The 23,022-nt window shown below is 59.0% G+C and carries 21 protein-coding genes; 10 read left to right on the top strand and 11 right to left on the bottom strand.

All coding sequences use genetic code 11. The annotated features are described in order from the left end of the window. Positions 1-166 precede the first annotated feature (166 nt). The 3 genes from ACMX25_RS29060 (at position 167) to ACMX25_RS29050 (ending at position 3,922) form a co-directional block, all read left to right on the top strand. On the top strand, positions 167-1,615 hold the full coding sequence (locus ACMX25_RS29060; protein ID WP_414953174.1) for an NfeD family protein: 1,449 nt from the start codon (positions 167-169) through the stop codon (positions 1,613-1,615). After that, positions 1,615-2,388, top strand: coding sequence for a slipin family protein (locus ACMX25_RS29055; RefSeq protein WP_414953173.1), 774 nt, complete (start codon positions 1,615-1,617; stop codon positions 2,386-2,388). The genes ACMX25_RS29060 and ACMX25_RS29055 overlap by 1 nt, the downstream gene beginning before the upstream one ends. A gap of 199 nt (positions 2,389-2,587) precedes the next feature. Then, positions 2,588-3,922, top strand: coding sequence for a chloride channel protein (locus ACMX25_RS29050; protein ID WP_414953160.1), 1,335 nt, complete (start codon positions 2,588-2,590; stop codon positions 3,920-3,922). 197 nt (positions 3,923-4,119) lie between these two features. Here ACMX25_RS29050 and ACMX25_RS29045 read toward each other — a convergent pair whose 3' ends face one another. Then, entirely contained in the window at positions 4,120-5,481 is a 1,362-nt protein-coding gene (locus ACMX25_RS29045; RefSeq protein WP_414953159.1) for an MFS transporter, read from the bottom strand. Positions 5,482-5,835: 354 nt separating this feature from the next. Then, a complete protein-coding gene (locus ACMX25_RS29040) occupies positions 5,836-6,990 on the bottom strand; it encodes a peptidyl-alpha-hydroxyglycine alpha-amidating lyase family protein (protein ID WP_414953158.1) in 1,155 nt (384 codons plus the stop codon). 486 nt (positions 6,991-7,476) lie between these two features. Between ACMX25_RS29040 and ACMX25_RS29035 the strand changes: the two genes are divergently transcribed. Then, on the top strand, positions 7,477-8,205 hold the full coding sequence (locus tag ACMX25_RS29035; RefSeq protein ID WP_414953157.1) for a DUF899 family protein: 729 nt from the start codon (positions 7,477-7,479) through the stop codon (positions 8,203-8,205). Between the two features lie 75 nt (positions 8,206-8,280). Continuing rightward, complete coding sequence (locus ACMX25_RS29030) at positions 8,281-9,486, top strand: multidrug effflux MFS transporter (protein ID WP_414953156.1); 1,206 nt, start codon at positions 8,281-8,283, stop codon at positions 9,484-9,486. 58 nt (positions 9,487-9,544) lie between these two features. On the opposite strand, the gene ACMX25_RS29025 is transcribed toward ACMX25_RS29030, so the two are convergent. Continuing rightward, on the bottom strand, positions 9,545-9,991 hold the full coding sequence (locus ACMX25_RS29025; RefSeq protein WP_414953155.1) for a hypothetical protein: 447 nt from the start codon (positions 9,989-9,991) through the stop codon (positions 9,545-9,547). A gap of 816 nt (positions 9,992-10,807) precedes the next feature. On the opposite strand from ACMX25_RS29025, the gene glpK reads away from it, so the two are divergent. After that, complete coding sequence (glpK, locus tag ACMX25_RS29020; RefSeq protein WP_414953154.1) at positions 10,808-12,307, top strand: glycerol kinase GlpK; 1,500 nt, start codon at positions 10,808-10,810, stop codon at positions 12,305-12,307. A 103-nt stretch (positions 12,308-12,410) separates the two neighbouring features. Next, positions 12,411-13,271 carry an MIP/aquaporin family protein gene (locus ACMX25_RS29015; RefSeq protein ID WP_414953153.1) on the top strand — a complete coding sequence of 287 codons (861 nt, stop codon included), beginning with the start codon at positions 12,411-12,413 and terminating at the stop codon, positions 13,269-13,271. A 266-nt stretch (positions 13,272-13,537) separates the two neighbouring features. Here the strand turns inward: ACMX25_RS29015 and ACMX25_RS29010 are convergent, their stop codons facing one another. The 3 genes from ACMX25_RS29010 to ACMX25_RS29000 all read right to left on the bottom strand — a co-directional run bounded on the left by ACMX25_RS29010 (position 13,538) and on the right by ACMX25_RS29000 (position 17,306). Further along, entirely contained in the window at positions 13,538-13,831 is a 294-nt protein-coding gene (locus ACMX25_RS29010) for a DUF4148 domain-containing protein (RefSeq protein WP_414953152.1), read from the bottom strand. 710 nt (positions 13,832-14,541) lie between these two features. Next, positions 14,542-15,249 carry an MgtC/SapB family protein gene (locus tag ACMX25_RS29005; RefSeq protein WP_414953172.1) on the bottom strand — a complete coding sequence of 236 codons (708 nt, stop codon included), beginning with the start codon at positions 15,247-15,249 and terminating at the stop codon, positions 14,542-14,544. Positions 15,250-15,830: 581 nt separating this feature from the next. Further along, on the bottom strand, positions 15,831-17,306 hold the full coding sequence (locus ACMX25_RS29000) for an aminotransferase-like domain-containing protein (RefSeq protein ID WP_414953151.1): 1,476 nt from the start codon (positions 17,304-17,306) through the stop codon (positions 15,831-15,833). A gap of 213 nt (positions 17,307-17,519) precedes the next feature. On the opposite strand from ACMX25_RS29000, the gene ACMX25_RS28995 reads away from it, so the two are divergent. Continuing rightward, complete coding sequence (locus ACMX25_RS28995) at positions 17,520-17,882, top strand: hypothetical protein (protein WP_414953150.1); 363 nt, start codon at positions 17,520-17,522, stop codon at positions 17,880-17,882. 19 nt (positions 17,883-17,901) lie between these two features. Here ACMX25_RS28995 and ACMX25_RS28990 read toward each other — a convergent pair whose 3' ends face one another. Together ACMX25_RS28990 and ACMX25_RS28985 are read right to left on the bottom strand one after the other, a co-directional pair. Then, entirely contained in the window at positions 17,902-18,357 is a 456-nt protein-coding gene (locus ACMX25_RS28990) for an MEKHLA domain-containing protein (protein ID WP_414953149.1), read from the bottom strand. Between the two features lie 129 nt (positions 18,358-18,486). Further along, entirely contained in the window at positions 18,487-18,903 is a 417-nt protein-coding gene (locus tag ACMX25_RS28985; RefSeq protein WP_414953148.1) for a DUF302 domain-containing protein, read from the bottom strand. 253 nt (positions 18,904-19,156) lie between these two features. On the opposite strand from ACMX25_RS28985, the gene ACMX25_RS28980 reads away from it, so the two are divergent. Both ACMX25_RS28980 and ACMX25_RS28975 read left to right on the top strand, forming a co-directional pair. After that, positions 19,157-19,843 (top strand): glycerophosphodiester phosphodiesterase family protein, encoded by a 687-nt coding sequence (locus tag ACMX25_RS28980; RefSeq protein WP_414953147.1) that lies wholly within the window; start codon positions 19,157-19,159, stop codon positions 19,841-19,843. Continuing rightward, positions 19,822-20,058, top strand: coding sequence for a PI-PLC domain-containing protein (locus ACMX25_RS28975; protein WP_414953146.1), 237 nt, complete (start codon positions 19,822-19,824; stop codon positions 20,056-20,058). The genes ACMX25_RS28980 and ACMX25_RS28975 overlap by 22 nt, the downstream gene beginning before the upstream one ends. A 38-nt stretch (positions 20,059-20,096) precedes the next feature. Here the strand turns inward: ACMX25_RS28975 and ACMX25_RS28970 are convergent, their stop codons facing one another. From ACMX25_RS28970 to ACMX25_RS28960, 3 genes are read right to left on the bottom strand one after another with little or no spacing between them, the layout of a single operon-like run. Further along, positions 20,097-20,933, bottom strand: a complete 837-nt coding sequence (locus ACMX25_RS28970) for an amidohydrolase family protein (protein WP_414953145.1) — start codon at positions 20,931-20,933, stop codon at positions 20,097-20,099. Further along, positions 20,930-21,952, bottom strand: coding sequence for an NAD(P)-dependent oxidoreductase (locus ACMX25_RS28965; protein WP_414953144.1), 1,023 nt, complete (start codon positions 21,950-21,952; stop codon positions 20,930-20,932). Before ACMX25_RS28965 ends, ACMX25_RS28970 begins: the two co-directional genes overlap by 4 nt. Beyond that, positions 21,949-23,013 (bottom strand): LacI family DNA-binding transcriptional regulator, encoded by a 1,065-nt coding sequence (locus tag ACMX25_RS28960; RefSeq protein WP_414953143.1) that lies wholly within the window; start codon positions 23,011-23,013, stop codon positions 21,949-21,951. The genes ACMX25_RS28965 and ACMX25_RS28960 overlap by 4 nt, the downstream gene beginning before the upstream one ends. Positions 23,014-23,022 lie beyond the last annotated feature (9 nt).

The following is a 23,022-nucleotide window of genomic DNA, read 5'->3' as shown; positions in this document are numbered from 1 at the left end:
CGATGCTTTTGCGCGCACTTGATACCGCGCGAGCGCCTAAGCGGCTTTATTGTGGAAATCCTTAGAGGGGACACACTTGGTATGTGCCTAATTTGGCATAAGCTTAATATCAGGCAACCCTCGTTGAGCCGGCGTCATTTTGTCTGCAAGCGCCGCTCTTATCGTGATGGAACGCTATCAGTCTTGTTTGTTTCACCCGGACGCAGTGCGCGCCTTTTCCGGCACAGCAGGTTCACTATTGCGCAAAGCGCTAGCCCTGTTCGCGGGACTGCTGCTCTGCGGTGCGGCAGCCGCAAACCCGGTTGCCGTGGTCATTCCGCTTAACGGCGCTGTCGGACCGGCCAGCGCCGACTTCGTCGTTCGCGCGCTTGCCCGGGCCGCTGAAGAACGCGCGCAACTGGCCATTCTCGAGATCGATACGCCTGGCGGACTTGACCAGTCGATGCGCTCGATCATCAAGGCCATCCTCGCATCGCCCGTTCCCGTTGCGGCGTTCATTGCGCCGGGCGGAGCTCGAGCGGCCAGCGCCGGCGCGTACATTGTCTATGCGAGCCATATAGCCGCCATGGCGCCGGGCACCAACCTCGGCGCCGCCACACCTATCCGGCTCAGCGCAGGCGGCGGCTCCACCGAGACTGAGCCGGGCCACGCGAAGACGGACGCAGGCGCGTCAACGTCTGCCGGTGCGAATGCGGCATCCACCGAGACCACCAAGCAAGTGCAGGATGCCGCAGCCTATATACGCGGCCTCGCGCAATTGCGCGGTCGCAATGTGCAGTGGGCCGAGCGCGCGGTGCGCGAAGCAGTCAGCCTGTCAGCGAGCGAAGCACTCGCGCAAAACGTGGTCGACATGAACGCATCCGACGTACCCGACTTGCTCGCGAAGCTCAACGGCAGGCATGTTCAAACGATCACGGGCGATCATGTCCTGACGACCTCCGGCGCGGTGGTCGTGACGATCCAGCCCGACTGGCGCAGCCGCTTTCTCGCGACCATCACCGACCCAAGCGTCGCGCTCATTCTCATTACGATAGGCATGTATGGGTTGTTCTTCGAGTTCGCCAATCCCGGTCTCGCGTTACCCGGTGTAGCAGGCGCGATCAGTCTGATGGTGGGCCTGTTCGCATTGCAATTGCTGCCCGTCGACTTGGCTGGTCTTGGCCTGATCCTGCTTGGCATCGCCTTTCTTGTCGCCGAGATTTTCCTGCCCACGTTCGGCACGCTCGGCTTCGGCGGCATCGTCGCGTTTGCAATGGGTGCGCTCATGCTGTTCCGTACCGATGCCCCCGGCTATGGCATTCCCGTGGCACTCGTAGTGGGCCTCACCATTGCCACCGCGCTGTTTGTGTTTGTCGTGTCCAGCGTCGCGCTGAGGGCACGCCGGCGGCCCGTGGTCAGCGGAGCGGAAGCGCTGCTTGGCAGCATCGGCGAGATGCTGGAAGACGTGCCGCCGAGTGACAGCGGCTGGGCTCGCGTGCACGGTGAACGATGGCGTGTGTGCTGTCACGAGACTCAAGCCATGCTCGCGCGCGGAGAGCATATACGCGTGCTCGCGCGTCATGGCCTGACGCTGAGCGTGGCGCGGCTTGACGATATAAAACAAGGAGAGAAATGATGGTCGGATTCACGTTTGGCTTTAGCGGTATCTTGCTGGCGTTAGTCATCCTTATCGTATTTTCGTCGATCCGCATTTTTCGCGAATACGAACGCGGTGTTGTCTTCATGCTTGGCCGCTTCTGGAAGGTCAAGGGGCCGGGCCTTGTCCTGATCATTCCTGCGGTGCAGCAAGTCGTGAGAATGGATCTGCGCACCGTCGTCTTCGACGTGCCGCCGCAAGACGTGATCACGCGCGACAACGTGTCGGTGAAGGTGAACGCGGTGGTCTACTTTCGCGTGGTCGATCCGGAAAAGGCTGTGATCCAGGTCGCCCGTTTCCTCGAAGCAACCAGTCAGTTGTCGCAGACGACCCTGCGCGCGATCCTCGGCAAGCACGAACTCGACGAGCTGCTGGCGGAACGCGAACGCCTCAACATGGACATTCAAAAGGTGCTCGATTCGCAAACCGATGCATGGGGCATCAAGGTATCGAATGTTGAGATCAAGGACGTCGACTTGAACGAGACCATGGTGCGCGCGATTGCCCGGCAAGCTGAAGCCGAGCGCGAACGGCGCGCGAAGATCATCCATGCAGAGGGCGAACTGCAGGCGTCGGAAAAGCTGCTGCAGGCCGCGCAAATGCTCGCACAAGCGCCGCAAGCCATGCAGCTGCGTTATTTGCAGACCCTGACCAACATCGCAGGCGACAAGAATTCGACCATTGTTTTTCCCATGCCGATCGATCTGATCAGTTCGCTTCTTGAGCGGCTTAAGGGACCCACCCAAAGCTGATTGCAATTTAAAGCGCCTAAGAAGGAGCCCGATGCTAATCATCCGCTAATTGCATTAATGCGAAAAATAAATGAATTTGACGCCTGATTGCTCAAGCGGTAGATTCGGGTTCACGCTAATTGAAATTTTTTGATCATCCTCTACGACAAGCATCTGGGCGCTAACTCAGCTATTTCTTTCATACTGCTAACATTCCTCGATGCTTGCTCGACCACCCCGCCCCGGCATCCCCGCAAACCCACTAATCAAATTTGCGGTGGTCACCGCTCTTACAGGGATCGGCGCCGGCTTGGGCGGCATGGGGTTGGCTCTCCTCCTGCATTTAATCCAGCACGTCGCCTACGGCTACAGCCTCACGCATCTGGTCGGGCAAGAGAGTTTCTATGAGGGTGTCGAGGCAGCATCGGCTGGCCGCCGGGTTGCCGTGCTCGCGCTCTGCGGTCTCATTGCGGGCTGCGGCTGGTTCGTCATCTATCGCTATGGACGGCCGCTGATCAGCATCAAGAAGGCCGTTGCCTCCGACGACCCGCGCATGCCGGCCGCCACCACGACGGCGCATGCACTGCTTCAGATCATCACGGTTGCGCTCGGCTCGCCGCTCGGCCGCGAGGTTGCGCCCCGCGAGATCGGATCCCTGATTGCAGGATGGCTGTCGCATTACGCCGGTCTCACGGTTGAGCAGACCCGCTTGATGGTGGCTTGCGGCGCAGGCGCCGGGCTCGCCGCGGTGTACAACGTTCCGTTTGGCGGAGCGATCTTTGTGCTCGAAGTCTTGCTTCGGTCGTTCGAGCTGCGTGTGGTGATTCCCGCGCTGGTCACCTCGGTCATTGCAGCCGTGGTCGCGTGGCTCGGCCTGGGAGATGAATCGCAATACGTGGTGCCGCACTTCGGCTTGAGCGTGAACCTCGTGACGTGGTCCATTGTCACCGGCCCCCTGTTTGGCGTGGCCGCTTTCGTCTTTGTCCAGTTGACGACGAAATCCCGCGCAGCCGCACCGAAGGGATGGACGCTGCCGCTTTTCTCGCTCGTCAACTTCGTGATCGTCGGCTTGCTCGCAGTGTCGTTCCCGCAGATCCTCGGCAACGGCAAGACACCCGCGCAACTAGGCTTCAGCAATGAGCTCACTATCGGCCTTGCAGGAACGCTGCTGGTCATCAAGGTAGCCATAACCGCCAGCAGCCTGCGCGCGGGCGCTCAAGGCGGCCTGCTCACGCCCGGCATGTCTAACGGTGCGCTGCTGGCTATCGTGCTGGGCGGGATCTGGACGTTGATGTGGCCGGGAACGCCCATGGGGGCTTTTGCGATTGTCGGGGCAACGGCCTTTCTCGCTTCGTCCATGAAAATGCCGATCACCGCGCTCGTCCTCATGGTCGAGTTCACGCGTGTCGATCATGATTTCATCGTGCCCATGTTGTGCGCGGTTGCAGGATCGATCGCGACCAATCGCTTGCTTGAACTCAGGATGCAAGCGCAGCAAGCGCGATCTCCAAACGCGAGTTCCGAACTCAAGGGTGGCGCCATATCGCAAGGCTGACGCGGTTCATCCCGTTCGCGAACAAGGCGTCCGCAGCAGTCGGTAAGAAATCGATATATGAGGAAAGACCTGTTTCAGTCCGAACCGCTTATGCTTGACTACGTCGCGCCAAGACCCCCTCTCCTGGCGAGGACGCTCCGTAAGCTTTATCCCGCGCTTTCGAGAGGGGTGCGGGCTTTTTTTTGCACGTCATTCAACTAATGCGAAACCGTTCCTATGTCGTTGACCTCGACGTTCGATGATCGCGGTTGAACGGCTTGCTTGATCAGCAACGCAACGCATGCGATCACGCCGGGCACCGCCACGACAGCAAAGATGTTTTCAAAACTGAAGTGCTGCCGGGCCAGTTCGGCAACGAGGAACGAGCCCGCGATACCACCGAAGCGTCCAATGCCCAGCATCCATGCAACGCCGGTACCGCGCCCCTGAGTCGGATAGAACGCCGCTGCTAACGCCGGCATGGAAGACTGCGCGGTATTCATCAGCACGCCGGCCGCAAAAACAACCACGATCAGCAAGCTGATATTGCCGGCTGAGTGCCCAATGCAATACACGGTGACAGCGGTCAACGCATAGCATGCGGCGATAATCCGGTTCGGATTGAACCGGTCCATCAGGACTCCACATAGTACGGCGCCCATGCCGCCAAGCGGGAACAGCGCGGAAATCAACGTCGCGCGCTGCGGGCTCAAACCTGTTTCTTTTAGCAGGATCGGCATCCAGTTGATCGATGCATAGAAGATCACCAACCCCATGAAATAGGTCAGCCAGAGCATCACCGACCCGACGATATATTCCCGCGACAGCACCAGGCGGATACCGCTTTTCCCAGGCACGGGTTGAGCCTGTTCCGTCATGACGAATGAGGCGGCGTCAGCGGCGCTGCGACCAATGCGGCTAAGCGTAGCCCGAATCCTTTCAACGGAATGTGCATGGGCAACCCGGTAACGCACCGACTCCGGGAGGGCAATAAGCAGCAGGACCGCCAGCAAAAGCGGAGTCGCACCGCCGAGCAGCAAAACGCTGCGCCATCCAAGAGCGGGAATCATCCACGCCGCGAGGAAGCCGCCGAATGCAGCACCCAGCGGGAAGCCGCAGAACATCAGGTTGATCAGCGTTGCACGTCGGCGATCCGGGCAGAACTCGCTCATGATCGTCACTGCGTTCGGCATGGCTGCGCCCAGTCCGAGTCCCGTGATGAAGCGCAGGATCGTCAAGTGCGTCAGGTCGCCGGAGAAAGCGGAAGCGAGGCACGCGACGCCGAAGATCACGACCGATGCAATCAGAAGCACACGCCGTCCCAGGCGATCGGAAAGTGGACCGGCGAGGAGTGCACCGAACGCGAGGCCGAACAATGCGGCGCTCAAGACCGGCGCAAGCGCGGGCCGGCTGATATTCCACTCGGTGATCAGCGAAGGAGCAATGAAGCCGATAGCGGCTGTGTCAAATCCGTCCAGCAGGACGATGACAAAGCACATGGCGAAGATCAACCACTGAAACCCGCCGAACGGGTGTTCATTAATGAAAGTCTGGACGTCGACTGACGGACTCCTGCTCATGTCTCTTCCTTATATTTTGTTAGGTCGTCACCGGGCGTGCGATTCTTTCAGTTTATACACGCCACGTGTCTGCGGCGGCGATACTAGTAGCGGGACATCGGCGTCGACTATGCGGGGCAACCCCTAGGTCCAGGCAAGCGCATTCGGAGCATCGTCTTTGACCCGCTTCGCATAACGCATCTCAAGGACTATCCAGGATTTATATAGTGGATATCGCCAGGGCTAGCAATTGTCTAAAGACGCTAGAGGCGCCTTTAGAATCAGATCAACGTCGCCCTGCAATTGCTAACGCACGATCGCAGTCATCAATCAAGTGGCGAGCGTCAGCCGGCCACTGCAATGATTCAATCAACGTCACGCATGGAGCACCAGCTTCTGTACGCGCCAATTCAGCAATTCGGCAACATACAGCACGTTCTCCGACGGACAAGCCATCTGGTGAATCCAGCCGAACTGCTTGAGCTGCTTGCCGGACTCGCCGAGTACTCCCAGCACCTCACCCTCGAGCGACAGTTTATAAATGCGCCCCGGAAAGGCGTCTGAGCTGTACAGCACCTGGTTAGGCCCCGGCGAAATGCAGATGGCCCACGGCGAGCCGGGTGCGAATGTACCAGCGGCTATGGCGGCCTCATCGGGCGCATAACCAATCGCCGGTCGCGCACCGGGAGGCACCGGCACGTCGATAGTGAACTGGCGCTGAAAATTGCCTTCGCCATCGAACACCTGGATGCGCCGGTTACTCCGGTCCGCTACATAGACAAGCCCCTTGGCGTCAAGCGCAATACTATGCGGCGTGTGGAACTGCCCGGGGCCGGTGCCGCGCTCACCCCAGGACTTAAGCCAGTTACCGTCCTTGTCGACTTTTGCCACTCGCGAGTTGATATAACCGTCGCTGATATAGCTGTTACCGGCAGCGTCCCAGGCCACATCGGTTACCTGGCGGAAACGGCCCGGCTCGGCGGGAAGCGGCGGATTCGGGTGCTTGAGCGGACCGGTCTCCTCGTCTGCCGCCTCTTGCTTGCGGCCGAAGACCATTGCGACGCGACCGTCAGGCGTGAACTTGATGACCATGTCCGAGCCCTTGTCCGTCACCCAGATATTGTCCTGGCGATCCACCTTGACCATATGCGCGAAAGACCATGCGTATAGATTGCGGCCAATCTCGCGGACGAACCGGCCGTCGGGTGCGAACTCGAGAAGTTGAGCTGCCGCGGCAGCGTACGCGGGTCCATTGGTATTGCCCCGTGACAGCACGAAGATATGGCCCTTGGAGTTCAGCGCGATGCCAGAACATTCGCCGAAATAGGTATCGCGCGGCAAGTGCACTGGGTTAGGGACCGAGTCGTAGGCAATGATTCGAGTTGGATCGGTGTCGGCATAGGCGGAGTGCGGTAGCAAGGCGAGTGCCGCGGCGCCCTCGGCTGCAAAGGCCAGGAAACGGCGGCGGGTCAGCACGCGAGTGGCTGGGTCGCCGCAGCATGGGCAGGATAGTGGATGTGCCTCAAACATTAAATCTCGCTCCTTGTTGTTCTTGACGATGGCGCTAAGCGCCATGTTTATTGAACGCGACCCGAAGGCAAGTTACGCATGGTTAGAGCCTTCCAATCGTCCCCTGCGCCGGCGCATGGTCTTTTGGTGACCTGAGCGCGCCAGCGTGGCTTTCACTATAGTGCACATCATGAGCGGCAGATGCAGAGTTCGCGTCCGCTTGATGCCGGGGCCGCGAACCCGCGCGCTTATTTAACTTCGTTTGGCTTTAGCCGCTGTATCCGCCTCTGCGCCACCCGACTCTCTTGCCCGATGTAACAGCCTCGCGTCGCTGCGTGCATCCGGGTAAATATCGAAAGAAATGAAGCGGGCGATGTCGAATTCTCAAGGCGTCGTTCGTCATGCGTATAGGGCCGTAATCCGGCAATGCGCTTTTGGACGCGCCGCATCGTGCCCCCATTTCCGATCGTTCCAGTCAATTCCCCCTCAACCACGAGGAGAGCATTCATGTCTTCCGTAAATGGCTCTGAACAGACGTTGCAGCCGGTCGCGGCACTGGCTCAATCAACGCGCCGGTTCCCGGGCGAAAGTACGCAGTACCGCACCGCACGCGACGCGCTCCTGGCAGAGGAGATCGAGTTACGCCGACACATCGAGCGTGTGGCTGCCCTGCGCCGGGCATTGCCAGCCGGCGGCGAGGTGCCACAGGATTACCGCTTCGAGGGCGAGCATGGTCCGGCCACGCTCTCCCAGCTATTCGGCGATCATGACACCCTGATCACCTATAACTGGATGTTCGGTCCCAAGCGCGAACGGCCTTGCCCGATGTGCACGTCATTGCTTGGCGCCCTTGACGGCGAGATGGCCGATATCTTGCAGCGCGTCGCTTTTGCGGTGATCGCCCGCGGGCCAATCGAACGCCTGATAGCATTCAAGAAAGAGCGCGGCTGGCGCCACCTGCGGCTTTATTCGTCGGGTGGCAACAGCTTCAATTGCGATTACGCTAACGAAGATCCGGATACCGGCGACAATCCTGCGTTTAACGTTTTCACGCGTTCAGGTGGTACTGTGCGCCACTTCTGGGGCGACGAGATGGGACCGCAAACGGCCGACCCGGGGCAGGACCCGCGTGGTGCGCCCGACCCCATGCCGCTGTGGCTCATGCTCGACCTGACGCCCGGCGGCCGCGGCAGGGACTGGTATCCGAAACTGGAATACGCCGCCAAGCGCGCTTGAGCCGGGCACCTGACTCGAGCACTTGAGCGGCATGACATCGAGTACCATGCCGCCATTCTTCCTTACCGATAAATAATGACACGACGCTTTCTTCAACTTGCCATTGTGCTGGGCCTCATTACCGCTGTAGGCCCGTTTGCCATCGACATGTACCTGCCCGCCCTGCCTTCAATCGGGGGAGCGCTGCACGCCACTCCGGCCGAAGTGCAGATGAGCCTGATGGTATTTTTCATCACGCTCGGCGTCTGTCAGCTCGTGTACGGACCGCTCTCGGATATCTTCGGCCGCAAGATGCCGATCTATGTCGGCCTCGCGATCTTTACCGTCGGCAGCGTGGGCTGCGCGTTTGCACCAGACGTCCACGTGCTGATTGGTTTTCGCGTGCTCCAGGCGTTGGGCGCGTGTGCCGGCATGGTTGTTCCGCGCGCGATTGTCCGTGACCTGTACACCGGTCACGATGCCACCCGGCTCATGTCGCTGCTTATGCTTGTTGTGAGCGTCTCTCCGCTACTCGCGCCGCTGACCGGCAGTTTCATCATTGCGGCGTTCGGCTGGCGCGGGGTCTTCTGGGCGCTGACGGTGGCCGGCGGACTCGCCCTCGTGCTTGCGGCTACGCAGTTGAAGGAGACCCGGGAGATTCATCATCGCGCCGGCAGCTCGTGGGCAACGGCATTCGCGGGGTATCGAAAATTGCTTAGTGATCCGACGTTTCTTGGACTCACGTTTGTTGGTGCGTTCGGCGTCTCGTCCTTTTTCATCTACCTGGCGAGCGCATCGTTCGTCATCATTAACCATTACGGCTTGTCGCCCACCATGTTCAGCTTGTGCTTCGCGCTCAACGCGGCGGCGTTTTTCGGCTTCAGCCAGTTGACTGCGCGGCTCACTGCCCGATACGGCCTGCCGCGCGTCATTCGCGTTGCCGTTACGGGCTTCGCGATTTCGATGAGCATCGTAGCGGTGCTGTTCCTGGCAGGCGCCGACAGCCTCGCGCTGATGATGGTTTTCCTGTTTATCGGATATGGTTTCCTGGGACTGGTCTTGCCGACTTCCGCGGTGTTATCGCTTGAAAATCATGGCGCAATTGCGGGTACGGCTTCGGCACTGATGGGTGCATTGCAGTTTGTCGTTGGCGCGGCGGTGATGGCCGTATCCGGTTTATTCGCCGACGGCGCGCCAAAGCCGATGGTCGTCGGAATCGCGCTCTCCGCGCTGGTGGCGTTTGTCATTGCCCGTCTCACGCTGCGCGCCGAAAATGCGAGGTTGCCAGCGGCGGCAGAGTAAACAGAGAATGCGGAATTGAGAGCAGATGCGCGCGTGGTATATCCACGCACCTTCCTCTTCAATGTGCCTTGCAAAGAATCGCGGTCATCACCGGCGTGACTTCGTGAACAATAGCGTCGCTGCCCATTTGATGCAGGCGATCCTTGACGTCGTCTGAACCGCCTGTCACCACGACGCCGTAAGCCCAGTCCCCAACGGGATCTCCCTTGCCCGGCTTGAAGAGCGGATCATCCTTCTCATAGCCGAGCACGACAAAGACCGGGAATTCGAACGCCGTGAGCTTCACGCCATGGGCCGGCCTGAATGCGTTGATTGAATTCTTCTCGACATGCATTGGCTTGGACTGTATTTCGCCACTGTTCATCAGCGCGCTGATAAACACATGGCCCGTCGATTTGCAATTGAGTTGTTCTTCTACCGCGCTTCCATGTGCAAGTGTCGACAACAATCCGCAAGGCGCGAGCGCAACTACGCTGACGATCCGAATAAGCTTGGTGACCCGCATGGTTGGCCTCTATTTTTTTCGACGTTGCATCAGCCGCGACGTTTTGGTCGCGGTGTTTCACTCTACCTGCACCCGTAAATTATTGTCGGATTGCCAATATCTTTAGCTGCCCCGAACAAACAATCTTGATTGAGTGGCAGGCGTGAACGCCGCCGCGCCGCTTCAGCGTCCATGAAATCGGCGCCGTCGCCAGATGCAAACCTCCGCTTACAGCGTCACCCTCATTGCGGGCGCGATTGCCAGCTATGTCCGTTCTCTTTCGAACTTTCAAAAGATTTCTAACGACGCCGTTTCGAGGTTTTCTACTAAACCGGATGCGCCGGCTGCCTCTCTTCCATCCGACACAAATGAGCCTTTACATTTTCGAATTTGTTCACTAGCATTCGAATTCGAACATTATCGATTCGATAGATTTTCTTAATTGATGTTGGAAATTGAAGTGAGCTAGGGCGGAACGATCGATCTGGCAGCGCTGAATCTATGTATTGATCAGCAAACAACATGTGTGATATCGCGGGATGTGACTTCGGCGGTGTTCTTTTGCGAACAAAGTGGATTTGTTTTCCCTCAGCTGGAGTTGCGGATCGGAGCGATCACCGGCGGCTCGCACTAATCGGGCTCCAAGGCATTCATTCCGCCCCTTGGCAGGTCTTACTCCAACCGCATGAAGTGGTTGGCCTAACTAACGCCGCAATCAAAACGTAATATTCGTAGAAGCGCCTGCCTCACGGAACCGCAGTCAAAACAAGAAGTCAGCAACGTCGCGAGGCATCATGCACAAAGCGGCGATCCATCTAAAAACCAGTGGAGAAGACAATGCAGGAGCAATACATTCTCGCGCTCGATCAGGGCACGACAAGTTCACGCGCCATGGTGTTCGATCGCCAGGGCAACGTAGTGTCGGTAGCCCAGAAAGAGTTTGGCCAGATCTATCCGCAACCGGGCTGGGTCGAGCACGATCCACAGGAAATCTGGTCGACCCAGGCGGGCGTAGCCGCTGAAGCCGTCACCCGCGCGGGCCTGAACGGTGCATCGATTGCCGCTATCGGCATTACCAACCAGCGCGAAACCACCATCGTCTGGGATCGCGAAACCGGGCAGCCGATCTATAACGCCATTGTCTGGCAAGACCGACGCACCGCCGACTTCTGCGACCAGTTGAAGGCGCAGGGACTGGAAGAAAAATTCCGTGCCAAGACGGGCTTGCCTATTGATTCCTACTTCTCCGCAACCAAGATCCGCTGGATCCTCGACAACGTGGAAGGCGCGCGCGAGAAAGCGAAACAGGGACGCCTTGCCTTCGGTACGGTCGATAGCTGGCTCGTGTGGAACTTCACGAAACACGGCTTGCATATCACCGACGTCACCAACGCGTCGCGCACCATGCTCTTCAATATCCACACGCTCAAGTGGGACGACGAACTCCTCGACGCCCTCGATATTCCGCGCAGCATGCTGCCCGAAGTGCGTGCCTCGTCGGACGTGTACGGCCCGACCAAGACCACGGTCTTTGCCTCCAAGATCCCGATTGCCGGCATTGCAGGCGACCAGCACGCCGCCCTCTTCGGCCAGATGTGCACCGAGTCCGGGATGGTGAAAAACACCTACGGCACGGGCTGTTTCCTCGTGATGAACACAGGCGACAAGCCGATCGAATCAAGCAACAACCTGGTCACCACCATTGCATGGCAGATCGGCGACCAGGTCAACTATGCGCTGGAAGGGAGCATCTTTATTGGTGGTGCAGTCGTGCAATGGGTACGCGACGGTCTTGGCATCATCAAGAGTGCCAATGAAATCGAAGCGCTCGCGCGCAGCGTGCCGCATAGCGATGGCGTTTATATGGTGCCCGCCTTCGCCGGCCTGGGCGCACCGCACTGGAATGCGCGCGCACGGGGCACGCTGTTCGGCGTGACACGCGGTACGACCTCCGGCCACATTGCACGGGCGGCGCTCGAAAGCATTGCGTTTCAATCAATCGATGTATTGAAGGCCATGGAAGCCGACTCCGGCATCCGGATTGGCGAGTTGCGCGTGGACGGCGGAGCGGTCGCCAATAACCTGTTGATGCAATTCCAGGCCGACATGCTGGGCGTGGACGTAGTTCGTCCGCAGATCAGCGAAACCACTGCATTAGGCGCGGCGTATCTGGCCGGGCTGGCAGTCGGTTACTGGAAGGACGTGAATGAACTGCAAAGCCAATGGAAGCTGGACCGCCGCTTCTCGCCGGATGTTGCGGCTGACGAGATCAAGCGACAGATGCACGGCTGGCAACGCGCGGTAAATGCCGCCAAGACCTGGGCCGACGCCACCTGAAAGAAGGGTGAACTCACGTTGAACCTGCGTTCAACGTGAGTCCCCGTCGCGTCCTTCCAAACGTGTTTACTGCCTCGCAATTCATCCTTTAGGAATCCTCCTTATGTCATCAACTATCACTAAACCGACCGGCAGGCAATTTGTCGGCGAACTTATATCCGAAGCTATCGCCGTCCTCATCATCATCGCGTTCGGGGACTCAGTGGCGTGCATGTACGTGCTGTACGATCCCAGCCCGTATGTGAATGCCTATTGGGGTGTCTGCATGTCGTGGGGCCTGGCGGTGACGCTGGCCATCTATGTGACCGGCTCTATTTCCGGCACCCATGCCAATCCTGCGGTGACACTGGCGCTCGCGTTATTTCGCGGTTTCTCGTGGAAAAAAGTCTTGCCCTACTGGGTGGCGCAACTCGTTGGCGGCATTCTGGGCGCGGTCATTGTTTATGCGCTGTTCGGGCCGGTGATCGACCATTACAATCTGGTTCATCATTTGTCACGGGCGGACGGCGGCGCGGCGGGCGTGTTCTTCACGCATCCGGGCCTGGCCATTACCCCCATGCACGCGTTCTCCGATGAAGTCATCCTGACGGCGTTTCTTTTGTTCGGGATTTTCGCGATCACGGAGCAGTTCAACGAGATGGCGCCGCAGGCAAATGCGGGCGCGCTCATGATCGGATTCCTGGTGGCAATCCTTGGATCGTCGATGGGCTATCTGGAAGCATGGGCAATGAATCCCGCCCGCGATCTTGGCCCGCGTCTGTTTGCCTACTTTGCAGGCTGGGGTTCGTCCGCGCTGCCTTCGCCGGACAACTACTGGTGGATTCCGGTGGTCGCTCCGTTGATAGGCGGCGTGATTGGCGGCGGCGCTTACCAACTGCTGATTCATCCTTTCCTGCCGGCGCGCGTGCGCGCAGCGCAAGCTGAGGCCAATGGCAAGGACTGTGAGGAAGGCCAACGCGTCTGACAAATTGCCAGGCTGACTTAGCCCCTAGCTCAGGCAGCAGCTAAGTGCCGGACGTTGGTTAGTCCGGTGCTTAGCTGCTCAATTCCACGTTCGATGCTGATACCCGCACCGTTGCGTCTTTCAGTGGCCGCAACTTTTTGATGCGCGGGGATACCCGCTTAGCGACCCTCAGCAATCCAGTTGCCGAGCCGGAAACTTCGTTGCTCACGCTTGTTGCTGACAGACACCACGGCTATTCAAACTACCCATGTACTCCAAAGCCCGAATCACTGTCCCTTGACCACTGCTCCGCTCGTTGATGGCTGCGACATCGTCGTTCCGTTCTCCGTGGCTCCGCCGTAGCCAGTAGCGGCGTCTCCTGAATGCACGCGCGCTTCAGCGGCCTGAATATCGCTCGGATAGTAAGCGTCCTGCGAGTTCGGGCGCCATCCCGCGTTCTCGAGCTGGATGAGATCGGCGCGCACCTGGGCACGCGTCACGGGATGGTCCGTGGTTTGGGCGAACGAGATGGCGGGAGCAGCCAGGACCAGGGCAAGTGTCGTGCAGATCAGTGTTTTCATGATGGGTAGCCTCTTTGAAAAGTGGCTTCACTCTCGATGAATGAAGCGCATGCTTCATCGCCCGGTAAGGGACGGTAAGCAACTTCATTCTGCGCGGCGTGCACTGACTCTAAGCTGACGCCCAGATGACAAGATCGCCATAATGAGCACCCCGAGATTCGAAGAAAACGACTTTGTAATCTTGCCGTCAGTGCCGGGTAAAGACCGGGTCATCACACTGGTTGCACGTGTCAGAGTCGCCGCTTTCTAGCACGTGTCCTATACCTTCATTGTGCTTGCGATCCTGCTCGCCCTGATCGGACCGCTTGGCCGTCATACGGACACCTACGGATATTTTTTTGAAAATTAATATTCCGACGGTCAGGATTTTCTGGTCGTATAGCGGATTCTCTGCGGAATCGGCAAGGGCTTGCGTCAGGATGAGCGCTTGCGCCGCGTGAGTTGGGGCTTACTGCCTGCGTTCATCGCCCCTTGAATGGGCGTGGTCATCATGCTCTAGCGATTCGTGCCGGGAATGCTTCCGTGCGTCGAAGATTCCCCAGATGGCAATGGCCAATCCAATCCCGAATCCGCAACCCAACAACACATAAGTACTCATCTGCGACCTTACAATGGGTGAAGCGATACTTGATGCGTGCGCCAGACATCGCTGTCCCGGATACTACCGATGCATTCTTTCAAAACGCATGCCATGCCCTACGCGGGCATCATCAGTCAGGCTCAGGCACGGTATCGAGCGCGGCCCAGCTAACGCTCGATACGCCCTTGTCCATGCTAAGCCGGCTCGCAACGGCTTCAACCTTCGATTGATATTTCGGATGCGTTTCGAGCGTTGCGATCACTTCCACTCGCTGCGAACCGTCGTCGACATCCGTGCTGCTGAGTTCCTGGAACGAGAGCGGCGCAGACACCATCGAGTTGGTGATCAACGCGCGGATATCCACTTCATCCTCCGCGCGGCAGACGACCGTCAGCACGTATTTGCGCACGAGGTCGGCGGAAGCCACCGGAGCAGTATTGATTGCGCGCCCGATCTCACGCAGCACGGTGTTGGTGAACAGGATAACCACGGTTCCCGCGATGGCGGGTCCATAGTGTGTCGACCCGCAAAGAACGCCAACGGCCGCCGAGCACCACAAGGTGGCCGCCGTATTGATTCCCTGGATTGCTCCCTGCTCGCGCATGATGACGCCGCCACCCAGGAAGCCCACGCCGGACACCACGTATGCCGCCATTTGCGTCACGGTCGCGGTCCCGTCCCCAGTCAAGGTGCCAAGGATCACAAACAGGCAGGCGCCACTGGTCACCAAAGTAATGGTGCGCAAGCCCGCCGTTCGCTGCCGCATCTGTCTCTCCAGACCGATGCCGATGCCGCACGACAAAGCCACTATCAGAGGGAGAATGTACTCGTAGATCATGAAGCGATTCTTTGATTTGTATTGTTCGTGCACATTGCCTGACGAATACCGCTCAAGCACTCTCGATGGCCGTGCCGTCGCCATGCCGGCGCGGCTCACCGTATTGTCTGCGTGTGACAGTCCGATGACAGCGAGCAAACTACTCCGTTTGCTGGGGCTTAAGCGGTCACTGCCATTGTCCGTCGCCACGGCTGCTTTTCGTGCTTAGGACACTGCGTGATAAGCATCCGGCGAGCACATGTCGATCCATGCCCGCGCCATTTCCTTGGAAGGCACAAGTGCCAAGCGAAGTTGCCACGAGTATTGACTCGCCGCAACGCTCCGTTCAAGTGCGGACAAGGGGCGCGACTGATTGGCGCTGATAGAAGATAAGAGATGCACGGAAAAAGTACTGCGACGCGCACCATCTGCCTGCTGGCAAGACGGCGGCTAGGAATTCAAGCGCGGGGTCTTGCTGGTCAGGCAGCTAAACAATCCAGGGGATGACGACTACACGTGTCCAAGGCATTAGCCCGATTAATCATAATGAGCGAATTTTAGGCAGCCGCTAAATCGCAAGTCAACACAATTCGCTATCGCCCTTAACCAATTTCGCTAGCCAGCTTCCCTAGGCGTTGCAATGCATCGTCAAGGGTTTGATCGAATGGCTGCGGACAGCTCAACCGAATGAAGGAAGCGAAGCGCCGGGAATTGGAGAATATGGTCCCGGGCGCAATGCGAATGCCGCGCGTCAACGCCTCTTCAAACAGCCGGCCCGAATCCGTACCGGCCGGCAGTTCTACCCAAAGCACGATACCGCCAACCGGCACGCTAAGGCGAGTACCGGTTGGAAAATAACGAGCAATAGCATTGGCGGTCGCTTCCCGCTGCGTCCGCAATCGCTCCCTTAACTGGAACAAATGCCGGTCGTACGCACCCGATCCGATGAATTCCGCGGCAACGAGTTGAGACAAGCTTTCGTTGTTCCGGCTCTGCGCATACTTGAGCATCTTGACGCGTGCGTGCCATCGCCCTGACGACATCCACCCTAACCTCAAACCCGGCGCCAGGACTTTATTCAACGACGCGCAATGAATCACGCCGCCGTCACGGTCCCATGCCTTCAGAGGCTTGTTTTGCGCAGCGTCATCAAGCAATTCCCGATAAGGCTCGTCCTCGATCACCGCCACCTTATGCCGCGCGCAAAGCCGGACAAGCCCGGCCTTTCGTTCATTAGGCATCACACTGCCCAGTGGATTTTGCAGATGCGGTACGACCACCACGGCCTTGATGTTCCCATAGGCGTGCATCGCCATTTCCAGTGCTTCGAGCGACATCCCGGTTGTCGGACTGGTCGAAATCTCGAGCGCGCGCAAACCCAGGCTCTCGATAATCTGCAATAAACCAAAGAACGCCGGGGATTCAATCGCGACAGTGTCGCCTGCCTGAGTCACCGCGCGCAGCGCCAGGTTCACCGCTTCCACGCCACCCGTCGTAGCAATCACCTCATCGGGCGAAAGCGTCATTCCCGCTGAAAGAGCCCGCTTTGCAATGGCTTGCCGAAGCGCGGCTCCCGCAGCGTCTCCTGCGGCTTCCGTGAGCAATGTCGGCTGATGCCGCAGAATCTTTATGGTCAGCGCTTGCAGCCGGGCGGTCGGATAAAGCAATGCAGCGGCCGTCGCTCCGGCCAAGTTCAGCGCGTCGGGAAACCGTTGCGCTTGCGCGATCACTTTCGAAATGGATTCGTGCAAACCGACGAATTGCGCTTCCATTGGTACCGATGGATTGTCCGGCTCACCAACACTGGGTAACAGCGGCGCGGTCCGCCGGCGAACGAAATATCCGGAGCGTGGCTTGGCTTGCAGCCAGCCTGCATCTTCGAGTTGCCTGAAGACTTGCAGCGCTGTCGAGAGGCTGACCTGATGCCGCTGCATCAATGCCCGGACAGAGGGCATGCGATCACCCGGCGCGAGCGTCCCCGCGGCGATCACCCGGCGGTAGTGCTCGGCAAGACGCTCATACAGCGGCTCCCCGGCCATGGGCAAGTCGCGCGGCGTCGGTTCAATGGGGAGGGTCATTGTGCAGATGCTGCGGCTAACCCGGCGCTCGCGCCAGATACAGAGAACAGGAAATTGGACGGATACAGATAGCGTTTAGCGGATCTGTTACGCAACAGATTATACCGCGCTGAATCTGTCGCTAAGCGAAGCACATCACTAAGCTTGAGACGTGCTTAAGCCTTTTCACAATGGGCTTGGCGAAAATCCTGAGAAACTTGGAAGGTGACCCTCATGCAATCGATCAGGCAATGTTTCTACCCCGGACAACGGAGCGCCCGGCATCAGCACGCGGGAACGCGGATCATTGCCATCGATGGCATGCTCCGGTTGACCTACCGTGATCCTGCTCTGGATTGGCTTTTAGACGTGACGACCCCCGTGGTGGTCAAGATAGAGGAAGGGGAATGCCACGTGCTGCCTTGCGACACGTTCGTGGAAATCGAAGCGGTCGGTTTTGCCTCGGTCAACGGGCTTGTCCACGTGCCCGGGCGAAGCGATACGGTCGTTGCGATTATTGGCAGCGGCATCGCATGGCTTGCATCATGTGTGCGTGCTCTCGGTCAAAGATCGGGCAAGCGGAGAACACAAGGCTGATGTCTGCAATTTACATCGCCTAAACGTCTTTCCATTGGCGATACGTAGCGGCCTGTCCGCAATAGACTCCCTCACGATTGACCAGGTTCCACACCGTCACATTCTCGATCCAGAAGCGCCTGCCCGACTTGGCTATGCGAAGGCCGCGGTATCCGCTTGCATAGCCTTTGGTTCGCACGGATTCCAGCAATCCATCGCGTTCCTCGCGGTTAGGATGTTCCGCCGATAACCGGGAGCGCAGCGCCGTCATTTCGTCCCACGTGTATTCGAAACAGTGCTGAGCCGCGCGGTTTGCGTAGACAAACCGCGGGTCAGCGTCCGTGTTATGCGCGACCACGCAGAATGGCGCGTCTTCGTACAACCATCGTGCGGCATCAGCAGGCTGGATGCCCGGATCGAGCAACGGCGTACCGACGATCCGAAGGTGACTGTCCGTCAGCAGGGTGCAGAAGCCGGGGTCTTGAGCGAGTGACATCGTCATGGGTCGAGTGTTAGGAGATTCGAATTCGAGCCGCGATATTACCGCGCTAGTCAAAAACCCGTCCCTGCACCGGCAAGACAGACGCCATTTTCTTAATGCCCGTTAGTGTCACTTTGCAAGTGGCTAAGCCAACGCTCCGCTTAGCAACTTCGGCATCTGCTTGAGCGGAGCGATATGATTCGCGTCGACCTTATAGTCCAACTCAAGCGTTGTTGTCACGTCCTGATAGTCCACCCATACCCCGCTCCCGGCGTCTTCCCACACTACGGCCTTTAGCGGTAGCTCAAGCGCTGCGTGCGGGTTGGCTTCCATGACCGGCGTGCCCGCCTTCGGATTACCGAATAAAAGGAGCCGCGTCGGTCTTAAGCTTGTACCGGCCTTGGCAGCGGCGGCGCTCTGGTCGATATCGGCGAAGAGCGTTACGCCATGCGCGGCCAGCGCAGCCTTGAGCCGGGCAACGGTCGCCTCGAAGTCGTATTTGCTCTGCAACATAACCACCGATGAAGGGAATGCTGCGGGAGCGTCGGTTCGTGCGGTCATGGTATGAGTCATCCGGTCAGTGGCAAAATCAAGCGGTTCATCATGCTACCCGCACCAACGATTTCTCTATAGTGCGCCTCACCCAAGCTTCGCGGCAATCGAATAGCGGGTTCTTGCGTCCCCTCAATACAGCCGATTCAAGCCGGTTATAGAGTCGTTTTCCACGTACTGCGGATGACAAATTAATGACACGAACGACCCATGGTAACTCTAGGCTGACGGAAAAAATTGCCGTCCGGTTCAACCAAATTTCATGGCCGTCATGTATGCGCGTCGCTATGCTTGCACTCGCGATCATCTCCGCGCTCTCATTAACGCCCGCGCTTGCGGCGCGCTTATCATCGCGCATCGGGGCGGCACTGGGGACACGCCGGAGAACACGCTGCAAGCGTTCAGCATCGCTCTTGAGAATGGCGCCGACGCGTTATGGATGACTGTGCAGGTAACGAAGGATGGCGTTCCCGTTCTCTATCGCCCGGCGGACCTCGGCTCGCTGACCGATGGAAAAGGTCGTCTGGACGAGATCACGCTTAGCGACCTTCGCAAGCTTAACGCGGGTTATTCATTCAGTCGCACGGATGTATCGGGACAACTCAGCTATCCGTATCGCGACAATCCTCTGCCCATTCCTACGTTGCGTGAGGCACTGGATGCGGTGCCGCAGAATGTACCAATCATGCTCGACATGAAGCAAACGCCCGTAGCACCCCTGGTCGACGCGGTCGCGAAGGTATTGGATAACGCAAATGCGTGGTCGCGCGTGCGTTTGTACTCCACCGATGCTGAAGCAATCCAGTTAATGAAGGCGCACCGCGGGGCGCAGGTGTTCGAGACACGCGATGCAACTCGCAATCGTCTGGTGGATCTATCGCTGGGTGGTACGTGCGACAACCCGCCGGAAGCTGGGTGGGAATCGAGTTGCATCGTCAAGTTGAAGTGATCGAGCGCTTCACATTAGGGACCGGCGTGTCGAAAGTAGATGCGAAGTGGTGGACGCCCGCCGCAGTCGAATGCTTCAAGACAAACGGCGATGTGAAGATCGTCGCATTCGGTGTTGATTCAGCCGATGCTTATGCAACCGCTGCCGCTCTGGGTATTGACGCAGTGATGACCGACTCGCCGCGCGCCATGCGCATCGAAAAGAAATCGCAGTAGCGAAGCAATATTGCGGCTTGAGGTCAACACGCGGCAACTCATTTATCGAACCCGTACAAGCGCCCCGGATTGTCGACCAGGATCTTCCGGCGCACGGCGCGGTCGGGTGCCCAGTATGAGAGCAGCGCAAGCATCTCTTGATCGTCCGGCACGGGCTTGCGCCCTGGATGCGGCCAGTTGCTCGCCCACAAGCAACGCTCCGGGTGTGAGGCCGTCAGGGCGCTGGCGAGCTTGCTGACGTCATCGTAATGAGGCGGTCCAAGCTTCGAGGTTTCATACGGCGCAGATTCCTTCACCCAGGTCCGGCCCGCATCGAGCAGCGCAAGCAGGCTTCGAAAACCAGGGTGGTCTGTTGCCACCGGCTCGAGAAACTTGCCGATATGATCGATCGTCAGCAAGCAAGGCAGCGCGCGCAGACGCGCTTCATACTGCGCGAAATCGCGGCCATCGAGTTGAAGGTTGATCACCCAGCCAAACTCCGCGATACGGCTTGCAACGACTTCCAGATCGCCCCATCCGAGCAGGCCGCCACTCCCGGGAATCATCATGAAGCGAACGCCTCGCACCCCTGCGTCGTGCATGGCCTGCAGCTCGCTGACAGACGTGTCGGGCTTGATCACTACAACGCCGCGAGCCGTTCCGCCGGACTGTTCTAATGCATCCAGCAAGCAGCGGTTGTCAAAACCGTAACCCGTCGGCTGCACGAGGATCGCGCGTGTGAGACCCAGTTGGCGTTGCACCGCCGTGTAGTCACTCCACGACGCCTGCGGTGGCCCAAAAGTCGCGGTGCCGGCAAGCGGATAACGATCGAGTTCATAGATATGAACGTGGCAATCGCACGCGCCTTCATGCAAATTCAACGAAGCGCCGTTCAAGATTGATCTCCTTGCAAAGCGTCGGAAAACCCCGGCAAACGCGTGAGTCGCGCAGCGCATTCCGCGTTGACCGCGTGCTCCGGCATGACACCATCGAGCAGCGCGCGAACCTGGCGCACCGTATCCATCGCCTGGTGCTCGATGGCCGGCGGCGTGAGCCCACCCACGTGCGGACTCGCGATAAGTTTCTGGTGCGCTGCGAGCGCCGCGCTCGGCATCTGATCGGCGGCACGGCCCACATCGACCGCTGCGCCGGCGATCAAGCCGGCATCGAGCGCATGAAGCAGCGCAGTGTCGTCGACAAGTTCGCCGCGCGAAGCGTTGATGAAAAATGCTTCGGGCCGCATCCGCGCGAACGCTGCGGTACTGAACAAGTCCGCCGTCTCCGGTGTGGCAGGCGCAAGGCAGACAACGTAGTCGCCGCGCTTCAACACATCGTCAAATGAAGCCTGTTCAATTCCCGGCTGCGTGATCGTTGCCAAAGGATCAGTCACGACTACCCGCATGCCGAGCGCCATGCCAAGCTCCGCCAGCCGCCGCCCAATAAAGCCATAGCCGACAATGCCCAGCACCGCGCCACGCAACTCGCGTCCCATTGCAATAACAGGTGCGCGATGCTGCCAGTACGCCGCGGCCGCCGCGCTAATGCCCCGGCTCAGGTCGATCATCACGCCCAGGACCCACTCCGCGACCGATGTATCGAAGCCCGGCGTTGCGCGCGTCACGAGCACACCGTGACGGCTCGCGGCGCCTACATCGATATTGCGGATATCCACCGCCACGCGGCAGAACGCAATTAGTTCGGATAGCTGATCGAATAGCGCAGCGGGCGCAGCCGAATCGCGACTCGCGACCACAATGTCCTGCCCTTGTGCTTCGCGAATAAATTCGTCGAGTGACAACGGCCGGTCGAACGGATTGAGTTTCACCTCACCCAGCGTGCGCAATTCCGCCAGCGCCCGGTCGCCGTAATAGTTCTTGAGCGCATCGGGCGAGTGGGTCAAATAGATCTTCGTCATTTTGATGAGGTCGCCTTTTTGGCGCGCGCCGGTTTGGCAACCGACTGACGCACGATTAACGTAGGTTGAAAAAGGAAATCGGCAGCCGGCAAATCAGGTTGCGTCGAACGGGCGATGGCGCGTTCGACCATGGTGCCGGCCATCTCCGTCAAGGGCATCGCGACCGATGTCAACGCCGGATTGGTGAAGGCTGCGACCGACAAGCCGTCCATGCCAACGACGGATACATCGTCAGGGACACGCAAGTTCAGTTGCTGCAGCCCGGACATCAAACCGATCGCGAGCATGTCGTTGACAGTCACGAGTCCCGTGGGCATGGGTTGCATAGCGGCGACCTGGCTTGCCATCGCGAAGCCCAGGTCGGGCAGTTCTGAATCACCGAATGCTTCGGAGACGCGGCCTTCGACCACGCTTGCGTTATAACGCGGACCTTCACGTGACACACGTTCGCGGAACCCCTCGATCTTCTCGCCGCGGCTAAGCGTCTTGCCGCCGGGCACGAGGAACGCAAGCCGCTTGTGGCCATGCGCGATGAGATGGTCGGCAGCAAGATAGCCTGCCTGGTAGTTATCGGCCGACACGTGGTCGACAAGCGAATGGCTGCCATCGTTCGCGCTGCGGTCATAGCTGACCACGGCCAGGCCGCGCGCGACAGCTTCGTCCAGATGGCGCTCGTCATTGAGCGACGACACCACGATCACCGCACGCACCCCGAACGAAAGCAGGTCCTCGAACATGCGCGCTTCCTGCTGCTTGTCCCGATGCGTATTGCCGAGCAGCAGCCGGTAGTTGAACCGCGACTGCGCTGCCGCTTCCACGTTCAGCGCGAGTTGACCGTACATCGGATTCGCGGTGGACGGCACGAGCAAGCCGAGCATCGGCGTATGACCGGTCTTCAACTGGCGTGCGGCGCGATTGGGCCGGAACGCGAGCTTGCGGATGGCTTCCTCCACGCGCGAATACGTCTCGGCACTCAGCTTCTCGGTGCGTCCGTTAAGCACGTTCGATACCGAACTCGTCGACACCCCCGCGAGCGCCGCAACGTCATGAATCGTAGCCATGGTGTGTCC

Source organism: Caballeronia eucalypticola (assembly GCF_047608185.1).
Taxonomy (GTDB): Bacteria; Pseudomonadota; Gammaproteobacteria; order Burkholderiales; family Burkholderiaceae; genus Caballeronia.
This window is presented reverse-complemented; position numbering and strand designations above follow the sequence as displayed.

Bases quoted from the DNA above. Each gene is read 5' to 3' on its own strand.
- ACMX25_RS29010 (WP_414953152.1), bottom strand. From the start codon at position 13,831: ATGAAAACACTGATCTGCACGACACTTGCCCTGGTCCTGGCTGCTCCC.
- ACMX25_RS29030 (WP_414953156.1), top strand. From the start codon at position 8,281: ATGACACGACGCTTTCTTCAACTTGCCATTGTGCTGGGCCTCATTACC.
- ACMX25_RS29015 (WP_414953153.1), top strand. From the start codon at position 12,411: ATGTCATCAACTATCACTAAACCGACCGGCAGGCAATTTGTCGGCGAA.
- ACMX25_RS28960 (WP_414953143.1), bottom strand. From the start codon at position 23,013: ATGGCTACGATTCATGACGTTGCGGCGCTCGCGGGGGTGTCGACGAGT.
- ACMX25_RS29035 (WP_414953157.1), top strand. From the start codon at position 7,477: ATGTCTTCCGTAAATGGCTCTGAACAGACGTTGCAGCCGGTCGCGGCA.
- ACMX25_RS28995 (WP_414953150.1), top strand. From the start codon at position 17,520: ATGCAATCGATCAGGCAATGTTTCTACCCCGGACAACGGAGCGCCCGG.
- ACMX25_RS28990 (WP_414953149.1), bottom strand. From the start codon at position 18,357: ATGTCACTCGCTCAAGACCCCGGCTTCTGCACCCTGCTGACGGACAGT.
- glpK (WP_414953154.1), top strand. From the start codon at position 10,808: ATGCAGGAGCAATACATTCTCGCGCTCGATCAGGGCACGACAAGTTCA.
- ACMX25_RS29055 (WP_414953173.1), top strand. From the start codon at position 1,615: ATGGTCGGATTCACGTTTGGCTTTAGCGGTATCTTGCTGGCGTTAGTC.
- ACMX25_RS29005 (WP_414953172.1), bottom strand. From the start codon at position 15,249: ATGATCTACGAGTACATTCTCCCTCTGATAGTGGCTTTGTCGTGCGGC.
- ACMX25_RS28965 (WP_414953144.1), bottom strand. From the start codon at position 21,952: ATGACGAAGATCTATTTGACCCACTCGCCCGATGCGCTCAAGAACTAT.
- ACMX25_RS29045 (WP_414953159.1), bottom strand. From the start codon at position 5,481: ATGAGCAGGAGTCCGTCAGTCGACGTCCAGACTTTCATTAATGAACAC.
- ACMX25_RS29025 (WP_414953155.1), bottom strand. From the start codon at position 9,991: ATGCGGGTCACCAAGCTTATTCGGATCGTCAGCGTAGTTGCGCTCGCG.
- ACMX25_RS29000 (WP_414953151.1), bottom strand. From the start codon at position 17,306: ATGACCCTCCCCATTGAACCGACGCCGCGCGACTTGCCCATGGCCGGG.
- ACMX25_RS29040 (WP_414953158.1), bottom strand. From the start codon at position 6,990: ATGTTTGAGGCACATCCACTATCCTGCCCATGCTGCGGCGACCCAGCC.
- ACMX25_RS28985 (WP_414953148.1), bottom strand. From the start codon at position 18,903: ATGACCGCACGAACCGACGCTCCCGCAGCATTCCCTTCATCGGTGGTT.
- ACMX25_RS29050 (WP_414953160.1), top strand. From the start codon at position 2,588: ATGCTTGCTCGACCACCCCGCCCCGGCATCCCCGCAAACCCACTAATC.
- ACMX25_RS28980 (WP_414953147.1), top strand. From the start codon at position 19,157: ATGGCCGTCATGTATGCGCGTCGCTATGCTTGCACTCGCGATCATCTC.
- ACMX25_RS29060 (WP_414953174.1), top strand. From the start codon at position 167: ATGGAACGCTATCAGTCTTGTTTGTTTCACCCGGACGCAGTGCGCGCC.